Source organism: Allosphingosinicella deserti, assembly GCF_003012735.1.
Taxonomy (GTDB): Bacteria; Pseudomonadota; Alphaproteobacteria; order Sphingomonadales; family Sphingomonadaceae; genus Allosphingosinicella; species Allosphingosinicella deserti.
This window is the reverse complement of the sequence record NZ_PXYI01000003.1, coordinates 321337-333441: the sequence shown is the minus strand read 5'-3', so window position 1 is coordinate 333441 and position 12105 is coordinate 321337. Positions and strand designations below refer to the sequence as shown.

6 protein-coding genes are annotated in these 12105 nt (G+C 64.5%); all 6 read right to left on the bottom strand.

The features are described 5' to 3' along the window. Positions 1 to 336: 336 nt before the first annotated feature. Complete coding sequence (locus C7I55_RS09985; protein WP_106512786.1) at positions 337 to 1545, bottom strand: ROK family transcriptional regulator; 1209 nt, start codon at positions 1543 to 1545, stop codon at positions 337 to 339. 42 nt (positions 1546 to 1587) lie between these two features. Continuing rightward, positions 1588 to 3906, bottom strand: a complete 2319-nt coding sequence (locus C7I55_RS09980; protein WP_106513183.1) for a GH92 family glycosyl hydrolase — start codon at positions 3904 to 3906, stop codon at positions 1588 to 1590. Positions 3907 to 3926: 20 nt separating this feature from the next. Continuing rightward, positions 3927 to 5375, bottom strand: coding sequence for a glycoside hydrolase family 125 protein (locus C7I55_RS09975; protein ID WP_106512785.1), 1449 nt, complete (start codon positions 5373 to 5375; stop codon positions 3927 to 3929). 48 nt (positions 5376 to 5423) lie between these two features. Continuing rightward, a complete protein-coding gene (locus C7I55_RS09970; protein WP_408640603.1) occupies positions 5424 to 7718 on the bottom strand; it encodes a GH92 family glycosyl hydrolase in 2295 nt (764 codons plus the stop codon). Between the two features lie 71 nt (positions 7719 to 7789). Next, entirely contained in the window at positions 7790 to 8863 is a 1074-nt protein-coding gene (locus C7I55_RS09965) for a glycoside hydrolase family 43 protein (RefSeq protein ID WP_106512784.1), read from the bottom strand. Positions 8864 to 8980: 117 nt separating this feature from the next. Beyond that, positions 8981 to 12010: a TonB-dependent receptor gene (locus tag C7I55_RS09960; protein ID WP_233222139.1), complete on the bottom strand. Its 3030-nt coding sequence runs from the start codon at positions 12008 to 12010 to the stop codon at positions 8981 to 8983. Positions 12011 to 12105: the final 95 nt, after the last annotated feature.

Here is a 12105-nt window from a genome sequence, read left to right as displayed (position 1 = left end):
GACGACCCGCTCGATTTCTCGGCGGCTCGGCACTACTGCTCGCCCTCTCTCTCGGGAGTGAGCCGTCGTCTGCGTAATGAAGCGGAGGTGACTGTTGGGATTATTTAACCACGAACTCTGTGCAGCCGAGAAGATTTGCCGCGGCTTGCAAGCGAAAGGTTTTGTTCGGCCACTGTCTTCATAGACTCACGAGCGCATGCCGGTTCGGTTTTGCTATTGTTTCTCGCCTGTGTCGAAGGCGGCCGGACGGCGCCGCCTTAGCTTCGCAGGCTGCCGTGCAATCCCGGGCAAGGGTACATCCGAGCAGGAACGCTGGTACGCAAGCAGGTGAAGCGGTCACTGACCTTTTGGATGCCGGGCGGGCTCCCGATCGGTCGGCGTCTTCCAGAGCGTGCCCGACTTGGGCAGCAGGTAATGATGCATCGGCAGAATTGCCGCTCCAAGGGCGATTGCCTCGTGCGCGAACGCGGCCCGTACGATCGGCGCGATTGCCGGTATCTGCGCTGCCTTTTGCTTGAGCAGGTCACTGGCTTTCGCGGCAAGTCGATCGAACACGAATTCCGGGGCTTTGCCGCCGAGCAGCACTGCGGCGGGGTTCAGCAGGCAGTTGATCGGCTCCAGCACTGTGGCGAGACGGCTCGCGGCTTGCTCGGTCCAGCCGCGAAGGCATTCTTCCACCTCAGCGCTGTACGAACCGCCGTGCTTCAGATCTTTGAGGAACAAGCCGTGCTGTTCGAGTTCCTCCGAAAGTCGAGCGAACGACACTGGAGCGCCACCCTCCCGGACCGCCGCCAGTCCGGCTCCGGAGCCCGTGGGGGCGATTTCGAGCCCCTGCCCGCCGTCGCGGCGAACGAAGCTGCCGTCGATGACCAACCCGCCGCGCAGTCGTGGTCCGATGAGTAGGTAGAAGAAACTCCCGTACGTCTGTCCAAGGCCGAGTAGCCCTTCGCCCATCGCAGCGGCCGCAGCGGCATCATCGCTGAACACCGGCACGGGAAACGGCGCGGCGAACATGGCAGCCATATCGACCCCGTCCCAATCCGGGAGGGTCCCGGCGCCCGGATCCGGCAACGCCAAGCCGAGACCAAGAATCTTCTCGCGGCCGACACCGCCCGATCGCAGCAGTCCGCCGATCGATTGGTGGTAGAAAGCCCGGACATGATCCACCGTCAGGCCGGGCAGCGGCTCCCTCCGCAGCGCTAGGATCGCACCGGCGAAATCGATCAGGACGATGCAGCCTTCGTCGGCGTCGACGCTCAGCCCGATCGCGTAGCATGCATCCTCGCGGATCTTGAACTGGATCGCCGGCTGCCCGCGCAAACCGATGCGCTTGCCGGCAACGGCGATCAGCCCGTCGGCCTGCAACCGGCGAGTGATGTTGGCCACGGTCGGCCCGGTCAGGCCGGTGATCTCAGCCAGTTCGGCGCGCGTGCATGGGCCGGCAACGCGGATGGCGTGGAGGGTCACGCGCTGGTTGTGATCGGCGGTACGCTCGAGATTGGTTCCCGAAAGCCGCGAAGGCGCCGAGGAATCGGTGTCGATCATCCACGGCAACTCGCGATCATCGGTTCCGTCCTCGCAGCTCCCTTAGGGGCGGCCCCCGAATGAGGGCGGCCGATCGGCCTTGGCGGTGCCGAACCGCGACGGACGGTCGCCCATCGCGAAGACCAGCTCGCCGCCTTTCGCCAGCTCGTCATGCGCGATCCAGTTGCGCGTCCACGGGCGCCCGTTCCAGCGAACCGACTGGACATAGGGCCTGTCCGGCCCGTTGCCCTCGGCGCGGACCCGCAAGGTGCGGCCTCCGCCGAGCGCGACTTCGGCCTCGTCGAACAGCGGCGATCCGAACACATAGACTGCGCTGACCGGATCGACGGGATAGAAGCCAAGCGCGCTGAGCACGAACCAGGCGCTCATCTGGCCGCAATCGTCGTTGCCGATCACGCCGTCCGGATCGTCCTTGTACATCTCGGTCAGCAGGCGCCGGACCATCGCCTGTGTCTTCCACGGCGCGCCGCAAAAGGCGTAGAGATAGGGCGCGTGCTGATCGGGCTCGTTGCCATGGGCATATTGGCCGACCAGGCCGGTAATGTCGGGCGGCGCATTGGCCGGGAGCGTCGACGGGCCGTTGAAGAAGCTGTCGAGCTTCTTCTCGAACTTCGCGTCGCCGCCGAGATGTTTGATCAGGCCGTAGACATCGTGCTGGTTGAGGAAGGTCGCCTGCCAGCCATTGGCCTCCGTATAATCGCGCCACCAGGGCTTGGGCATGTGGCCGATCTGGATCGGATCATAGGGTGCCCACCATTTTCCGTCCGAGAATTTCGGCCGCGCAAAGCCGATCTTGGCATCGATCACGTTGCGGTAATTGAGGCTGCGCTTGCGCAGCGCCGCGGCGTCATCATGGGCGCCGGCCGCGTCCGCGAGCACCGCCATCGCCCAATCGTCATAGGCATATTCCTGGGTTCGGCTGACCGATTCCCACACCTTGTCGGCCGGAATGTAGCCGAGATCGTAGTAGAAAGCGCGGCCGAGCGAGCTGTCGCTGTCCTTGAAATCGCGGTCGAAGGCGCGCCTGCGGATATTGGGCCACGCCGCCGCATAATCCGCCTCGATCCCCTTCGCCTTGGCCTCGGCAAGCACCACCACCGAATGCCAGCCGGTCATCGTACCCGTTTCGACGCCCTGCAGCGGCCACACCGGCGGTCCGTAGGGGCTCTGCTGGGTCTGGCGGATGAGATCGCGGGTGAACATCCCCGCCCGCTCCGGCTGCACCAGGGTCAGCAGCGGGTGGAGCGCGCGGTACGTATCCCAAAGCGAGTAGGTGCTGAACGCCGGCGCATCGGCGGGAGCTTTGTGCACCTGGCGGTCGAGCCCGACATAGCGGCCGTCGCGGTCGGTGAACAGCGTCGGCGCGAGGAAGGCGTGGTAGAGCGCGCTCGCCAGGATGCTCTGCTGCGCCTCGGTTCCGCCCTTGACCCGGACGCAATCGAGCAGGTTCGTCCACGTGCGCCGTGCCGATGTGCAGGCCCCGTCGAAGTCCCAGCCGGGCGCCTCGGCGGCAAGGGCAGCCTTGGCGCCGGCCACATCGATCGCCGAGATGCCGGTCTTGATCAGGATCGGATCGCCGCCGGCATCGTCGAAGAACAAGGCGACCTTGAGCTTGTTGCCGGCGACGCCTTTCGCCCCTGCCGGCGCCGGTGCATTGCCGTCGCCGAAGAAGCGCACCCGGTCCGGCCGCCGCGACAGCTGCATCGCGAAATGATTCTCGCGGCCCTTGGCCCAGCGATGCGTGCGTCGGCTGCCGGTCAGCATGCCGGCTTCATCGATCGCCAGCGACGCCTGGTCGATGATCGTGCCCTTGTCCCACACGTCGAGAATCATGTGCGAGAAGTCGATCAGGATATGCCCCGGCCCCTTCGGGAAGCGGTAGCGATGGAGGCCGGTGCGCTCCGTGACGGTAAGTTCTGCGAGCACTCCGGATTCGAGCCGGACGCGGTAGTAACCGGGCTCGGCATGCTCGTCGGAGAAGCGCTGGCGATAGCCCTTGTCGGGATTGTCGAGCGCGCCGGGATCGAGTTCCAGTGCGCCGCGCGTCGGCACCACCAGCACGTCGAGCATGTCGCCGATCCCGGTGCCGGAAAGGTGGGTGTGCGAGAAGCCCAGGATCGATCCGTCGGTACGGTGGTAGCCCGAGCAGGCATCCCAGCGCGCATTGTCGGTGTCGGGGCCGAGCTGGACCATGCCGAACGGCAAGGACGGCCCCGGAAAGGTGTGGCCGTGGCCGCCGGTGCCGACGAACAGATTGGGCTTGGCAGCGGCCGGCGCCTGCGCCCAGGCCGTCTTGGGCATCGCCGCGCCGAAGATCGCCAGGCCGGTGCCGGACAGGAGTTGGCGGCGCGTGCTACGCATGACGTGCATGTCTCCGCGCATCAGTAGGTCGCGGCGAGCAGGGTCGGCTTGCGGCGCTCGAGATCGAGGATGAGGTCGCCGAACAGGCCGTTCGCCCAGGCGAACCAGGATCGGGTGAACTTGGTCGGATCGTCCTTGTGGAAGCTCTCGTGCATGAAGCCGGTGCCGCCATGGGTGGTCTTCAGCCAATGCAGGCATTGGCGAATCACCGCGTCGTCGTCGCTGAGCAGGGCACGGGTGATGATCGACATCGGCCAGATCAGGTCCATGCCGGCATGCGGGCCGCCAATCCCCTCCGCGGCGCTGCCCTTGAAGAAATAGGGATTGCGCTCGCTCCAGGCGAGCGCGGCGGTGCGGCGGTAGAGCGGATCGTTGCGCTCCGCCGAGCCGAGCAGCGGCAAGGCCGACAGGCTCGGCACATTGGCATCGTCCATGAACAGCGCGTTCCCGAAGCCGTCGACTTCGAACGCCCAGACCTCGCCGCCCTTGCCGTCCGTCATCTTGCCGTGTTCGTCGAGCGCCGTGCGCACCTCGGCGGCGAACGCCTCGCAGGCTGCCGCGGCCGTGCTGTCGCCGCGCGCCTCACGAAGCACCACGGCGAGCATGCGCAGCGCCGATACCGCGAACAGGTTGGAGGGGATCAGGAAGGGGAAGACGCAGGCATCGTCCGACGGGCGGAAACCGGAATGGATCAGGCCGACCTTGCGGGTCGGTGCTCCGTAGCCGCCGAGCATCAGCGTCTCGGTCGAAGACGTATCGCGGCGCTGGAAACGATAGGGGCCGGGTCCTTCGATCCGCTGCTGCTCGCGCAGGGTCGCCACCGCCTTTGCCATGCCCTCTGCCCAGAGCGAATCGAACGGTGCCTTGTCGCGGGTCGCCGTCCAGTAAGCGTGGGCAAGCCGCATCGGATAGCACAGGGAATCGATCTCCCACTTCCGCTCGGCGACCCCGGGCTTCATTTCGGTGAGGTCGGTGCGCGCGCCCAGATTCGATTTCGCCGTCGGATCCTTCATGAACGCGTTGGCATAGGGATCGATCAGGATGCAGCGCGCCTGCCGCTGCAGCGCGCCTTGGAAGACCCGGCGCAGGCCGGCATCCTTCGGCGTCAGGTGGACATAGGTCTGCAATTGCGCCGAGCTGTCGCGAAGCCACATGGCGTCGATGTCGCCGGTGATCACGAACGTGTCGGGTTTGCCGTCGGTTTCGCCGAGCTGGACGGTCGTATCGAGCGTGTTCGGGTAGCAATTCTCGAACAGCCAGGCGATCTCGGGATCGGCGATCTTCGCCTTCACCCGCGCGATCTCCGCTTCTACCGCCTTGCTGGTGAAGCCGCGCTTTGCGGCGACGGGCCGCAGGCTGGTGCGGCGTGGTGCGGAGGAGCCTGCGGCGGCCGTGGCGGCAGCGGGAAGCAGCGACGCCAGGGCGACGGTGCCGACCCCGGTGACGAGGTCGCGGCGGCTAAGATCCATGAGAAATATGTCCTTGGTTCGAACTATGATGTTGCTGCGGCCGGCGGCTCACCGCGCCGCCGGCGCACTCATTGAGAATGGCGCTGCGGCCTTGTCGCTCGCCCAGCGCGTATTCGGCTTCGGCCCCATGACAAAGCGCAATCTGCCGCCCTGCTGCAATTCCTCGCGGGACAGCCATGCCTTGTTGTGGGCACGGCCGTTCAGGGTCACGGACTGGATGTAGACATTGTCCGGCCCGTTATTCTCCGCCTCGATCGTCAGCACTTTGCCCGTCGGCATCGTCAGCCGGACAGTGCGGAACAGCGGGCTGCCGATCGCATATTGGCCGACCGCAGGGGTGACCGGATAGAAGCCCAACGCGGAGAAGACATACCAGGCCGATGTCTGGCCGTTATCCTCGTCGCCCGGATAGCCATCCGGAGTCGGTGCGTAGAGCTTCTTCATCACGTTGCGGACGTGATATTGCGTCTTCCACGGCGCGCCGGCCCAATCGTAGAGATAGATCATGTGCTGGATCGGCTGATTGCCGTGGGCATATTGGCCCATGTCGACGATCTGCATCTCGCGGATCTCGTGGATCACCTGGCCGTAATAGCTTTCGTCGAACAATGGCGGCGTCGTGAAGATCGAATCCAGGCGGTCGACGAACGCCTTGTCGCCGCCCATCAGGTCGGCGAGGCCCTGCACGTCCTGCATCACCGACCAGCTGTAATGGAGCGAATTGCCTTCGGTGAAGGCGTCGCCCCATTTCAGCGGGTTGAACGGCGTCGCCCAGGATCCGTCCTGGTTGCGGCCGCGCATCCAGCCGGACTGGGTGTCGTACAGCTTGCGGTAATTCTGCGCCTGCTGCGCATATTTGCGCGCATCCTCGGTCTTCCCGAGCGCCGCGGCGAGGCGTGACAACGAGAAATCGGCAGTCGCATATTCAAGCGTCCGCGCGGCATTTTCGTTGATGCCGACATCGTAGGGCACGTAGCCCAGCTTGTTGTAGTATTCGACGCCTTCGCGGCCGACGGCGCTGACCACCCTGCCCCGCTCGTCGCGCGGCCGCCCTTCCGACGTGGTCGCGTTCTTGACCATAGCTTCGTAGAGCGTCTCGACGTCGAAGCCGCGAACGCCGTTCAGATAGGCATCGGCGATGATGTTCGCCGAATTGGATCCGATCATCACGTTGCGATGGCCCGGGCTCGCCCACTCCGGCAGCCAGCCCGATTCCTTGTAGGTATTGGCCAGCCCCTGCATGATCTGGCCGTCGAGCTCGGGATAGACGAGCGCGAAGAACGGGAACACGGACCGCCACGTGTCCCAGAAGCCGTTGTCGGTGAACATCGGCCCCGGATGCACCTTGCCGTCATAGGGGCTGTAGTGGACCATCTGCCCCTTCGCATCCGTCTCGTGGAACATGCGCGGGAACAGCAGCATGCGGTACAAGGCCGAATAGAAGGTGCGACGATTGTCCTCGTTGGGATCGGCGACCTGGATCCGCTGGAACTCGGTCTCCCACGCCTGCTTCGCCTTGGTCTCGGTCCGCGCGAAGTCGTCGCCGCCGATCTCCTGCGTCAGATTGCGTTCCGCCTGCTCGAGGCTGATGAACGACGAAGCGACCTTGACGCCGATCTGCTCGCCCTTCTTCGTCTTGAAGCTGACCGCGGCCCCGACGTGGCCGCCCTCGGATTTCAGCGCGTCGCGAAGCTGCCAATTCTGGTCCCAGGTGCGGGTGACGGTGAAATCGTGGTCGAACTCGAGCACGAAGTAATTGTGGAAATTCTCCGGCACGCCGCCGCTGTTGTTGCGCACGTAGCCGGTGATCCGCCGACGCGCCGGATCGATATTGACCATCGATCCCTCGTTATAGGCGTCGAGCACGATATGGGCGTCGTCGCTCTCGGGGAAGGTGAAGCGGAACTGCGCGGCGCGGTTGGTCGGCACCACCTCGGCGGTCACGTCATGATCGGCGAGATAGACCTTGTACTTGTAGGGCCGGCTCTCCTCCGCCTTGTGGCTGTACCAGGATGCGCGCTCGTCCTGGCGAATGCGCAGCGGCCCGGTCACCGCCATCAGCTCGAAGGCGGCATAATCGTTCATCCACGGGCTGGCCTGATGGGTCTGCTTGATGCCGCTGATCTTGGTGTCGTCGTAGGTATAGCCCCAGCCATTGCCCATCTTGCCGGTCACCGGAGTCCAGAAGTTCATGCCCCAGGGCACGGCCACGGCCGGATAGGTGTTGCCGTAAGACAGAGCGTAATTGCTGTCGGTCCCCATGAGCGGGTTGACGAGATCGACCAGCGCCTCGCGCTTGGACGCACCGCCGCCTTGGGCAAGGCCGGCGCCCGGCATGGCGATGCACAAGGCGATCAGCGCCGTCGAAGCGCTCCGCAAAACCCTGCCGTTCCTCAAAGTCCCTCTCCCCTGCTTCACTTGGCGGGCGCGCGTGCTGCGGCGCCGATCGGCCGCGGCGCGACGCCTTCGTTGGTCATCACGATCGGACGGATGGTCCCGTCCGCATTGAAGTGCATGCGATCGATTGCGAGCTGCCGGTGCTCGCCGCGCTCCGTATCGAGTGGACGGCGATGATAGGCGATATAATATTCGTCGGTGCCCGGCACGTTGACCACCGAATGGTGGCCGGCGCCGCGGGCGATGCGGAAGTCCTGCGCCAGGATCTTGCCCATCGGCTTGAACGGCCCGGTCGGGCTCGGCCCCATCGCATAGGCGACACTGTAATCGGGGCCGGTCCAGCCGCCTTCCGACCACATCAGATAGTATGTGCCGCCACGCTCGATCACGAACGAGCCTTCGACGTAATTGGGCGGCGTGATCTCCTTGTACATCGTGCCGTCCGGGAACGGCACGATGGACTTGAGGTCGGAGCTCAGGCGCACGACGTTGCAATGCTTCCAGCCGCCATAATAGAGATAGACCTGCCCATCCTTGTCGCGGAAGGCGAAAGGGTCGATCGGCTGCGCTTCATTGTGGAACGCACCGATCAGCGGCTTGCCGAGTGCATCCTTGAACGGACCGTTCGGCGTGTCGCTGACCGCGAGCCCGATGCCGCCGAGTTCCTTGTCGCTCTGAATGTCGTTGGCGCTGAAGAACATGTAGTAGCGCCCGTTCGCCGCGATCACCGAAGGCGCCCAGATCGCATAGGCTGCCCAGGCCGCATATTCGACGTCGAAGACATGCGGATGCTTGGTCCAGTGGACGAGATCGGGTGACGAAAATGCGTTGAAGAAGGTCTGCTTGCCGTAGGACGGGCGAACGGTCTTGGTCTTTCGCGCCTCGATCTGGCTTGGCGTGAAATGCCTGGTGACGTCCGGCGTGCCGTCATCGTCCGAATAGGTCGGATAGATCCAGTAGCGATCGCCGAACGCGCGGATCTCGGGATCGGCATACCAACCCGGCACGATCGGATTGGCGGCGATCGCGCCGCCGCCGCTGCCCAGCAGGGCGGCCAGGGTGAGAGCCGCGCGCGCGGACCGTCGAAGCATCAGCCATCCTTCCTCTGGATCGTCTACCCAACCCGCCTGCCTCATTCCCTGAACTGAAAAAAGGGGGGTGGTTCCGCACGGGAACCACCCTCAGGGGGGAGAGCCAGGCTTCAGGCCTTAGAAGTTGTAGGAGAGGCCGACATAAGCGCGCCGGCCGAAGTAATTCCGGTAGGTGAACCGGGCATCGGTGTCGTTGCCGAGATGGCGGCTCTCTTCCGATTTGGTGAGGTTGATCACCGACGCGGTCAGCATCAGCTGGTCGGTCAAGGCATAAGAAGCGTTGAGGTCGATCTGCTCGTAAGGGGCGGTATATTCGTTCAATCCGGAGGCAAGACCGCCCACCACCTCGCCGCGGCGGTTGTACGACGCGCGGAGAAGCAGATTGTCGTTCTCGTAGAAGACGGAGGCGTTGATTTGCGTCTTCGCGCTCCCCACCAGCGCCGACGAGCCCACCTTCTGGCCGTCGAGCGAAACGTCCGCCACCGACGTGTCGTTATAGGTGAAGTTCACCTGCGCACCCAGACCGAAGGAGAGCGTGTGCTGAGCATAAAGCTCGATGCCCTGCGACCGCGCATTCGAACCGTTGGCAACCGTCGAATATGGCTGGATGAGCACCTGCTCCCCGGCCACTTCGCGGGTGACGTCGAGCACGAGCGGCACGACGAAATCGGACACGTCCTTGCGGAACAGGGTCGCACCGATCACCGAGCCGCGCTGGAAATACCATTCCAGCCCGATGTCGTACTGCCAGGCGGAGAATGGATTGAGCTCGGCATTGCCGCCGCTTCCGGACCAGCCTTCGAACTCGCCGAACTGATTGCGATCGAACGCATATTCTGGCGAGCGATAGGTCAGCGACCGCTGTGACCCCAGGTCCGCGAACGACGGCCGCGCAATCACCTTGGCGACCGCGCCGCGGATGATCAGGTCCGGTGTGATTTCGTACGAGGCGTTGAAGCTCGGCAGCCAGTCCGTATAGGTTTTGGACTGGTCGGCGCGGGTGTTGACGATCGTCTCACGCACGCTGAGCGGCAGCACCAGGCAGTTGCCATCGGCACCGAGCGGCCGGTTCGGATCGAACGGTCCGCCGGGCCCGTTCGTGCAATAATCGTTGAGATATTGCAGGCGGTCCGACGTATTGCCGGATTGCCGGGTATTGGCGACACGCAGGCCGACGTTTCCGCGGAAGCCTCCGCTCTCGAAGTTGAGCTGGGCGTAGCCGGCAAAGACACGTTCGCCGAGATCGTAGATGAAGTCCTTCTCCTCGACACGCACCGACGGCCCGTAGGTCGTGTTGAGGTAATCGAGATAGTTTTCGAAATTGACGCCTGGGAACGAGCTGGCGTTGAAGCCGCCGGCGATGTTCCCGAGCGGCTTGTCGTAAAAGAACTCCGGCCGTGCCACCGCACCTTGCGGCGTATCCTGGTAGCGGCGCAGGGTCGCGGGATCGGCGTACCAGTCATTGCGCCCGGTCTCGCGGTGGATACTGAGGTCGCGCCACTTGCCGCCGACTTGGACCGAGTTGAGGAAGCCGTCGAAGCGATAGGTGAGATCGAGTTGGGCGTAACGCTGGGCCAGCTCGCTGTTGACGAAGCTCGATCCGGTCGAGCCGGTGTCGATCTGCGCAATTCCGTTCCGGATATTCTCCTGCAGCTCGGGCGAGAACTCCATGTTGAGCTTGCCGTCGCTGAAGTCCCACCCGCTGAGGAAATTGCCGTTCCGCTCGGCACCGGCGACGGTCAGGCGCGGCTTGGCGGCAACGCTGAACCGCATCGAGGGACCGCCCGTCGCCTTGGTCTTGCCCATCTTCAGGACGGCATCGAAGCGGTCGGTATTGTAGCGCACTTCGGTGTCGAACGTCTGCGACGTCTGCTTCTCACGGCTATAGGTGCCGGCGAGCTGCGGCGTCTCCATCGTGCAGGGCGGCCGGCTCAAGCTGCAGCCCGCTTGCGGCACCTGGAAATTGGCCGATTGAAAGATCGTGCCGCTCTCGTCGAACGTCGCGCCGGTGAAGAAGTTGCCGTAGCCCCATTCGGGGATCTTGAGCACGTTGCTGGTGAAGTCGCTCTTGTAGCCGAACCGGAAATAATTGGCGGTCACGGTCAGATTGTCCATCGGACGTGCCTGCACCGTGGCCTGGATGCCATAACGCTCACGCTTCTGATCGAACACCTGAGCATTGACCGATTGGGGTGCCCAATAGCCAGAGTAGCGGGTTCCGTCCTGCGCGGTGACGCCCTGGCCTGGCCAGTAGGAGATGGCGTCGTCATTCTCGAACGGGTTGCCGTTGACGTCGACGGCGGGGGTGATCACGCCATTGGCGTTGCGGTCGCTCCACCAGCGCCATGTCTCGGTCGATCCGCGCAGTTCGCGGTTGGACCGCTTCTGCCAGACGCCGCCGACGAGGACGCCAAGCGTCTCATCTTCGTTCTTCCACGAATATTGACCGGCGACCTGCGGCTCGAACTTCTCGGTCGTGTCGGAATAGGTGCCTTCGACCGACAGGAATCCGGTACCCGATTTGACGTCGAACGGCCGGCGGGTGTTGAGAACGATCGTACCGCCGACGCCGCCCTCCTCAAGCCGCGCCTCCGGCGACTTGTAGACCTCCGTGCTGGCGATGAAGTTGGAGGGCAGCAGCACATAGTTGAACGAGCGCTGGGGATCGCCGCTGTCGGCGCCTGCCAGGAAGTTGCCGTTGAGCAATGTCAGCGTCAGTCCCGACTGCAGGCCGCGAATGCTGACCCGGCTGCCCTCGCCGCCGTCGCGGCTGATCGTCACGCCGGGGACGCGCTGCAGTGCGTCGGCGACGTTCTTGTCCGGGAACTTGCCGATATCCTCGGCGGTGATCACGTCGACGAAGGCGTTGGCCTCGCGCTTCTGGGTGAGACTCTGTTCGATCGACCGGCGGTAGCCGGTCACGACGATGCCTTCGCCCTCAGGCGCGGCGGCAGGATCAGCAGCGGCAGGATCGGCGGCAAGGGCTGTGGCGCCCGTCTGGTCCGCGCCTGGGGCGGCGGCCTGAGCGGCATTGGCGTCCTGGGCGTAGGCGGTGCCGCCGCAGCCGGTGAGGATGGTCGCGGAAAGCAGCAGGTTCCGAACGAAGTGACGGCGCGACGCGCCAAGATCCGGAATACGAGTGTTCACGTTTGAAAGTCCTCCCTTGTTGCAGGCCTTCTCGGGACCTTGCATGTCGATCGCTGCGCCTGCCGCGGCGTGTTTCGCTCTCCGGCATCCCCCAG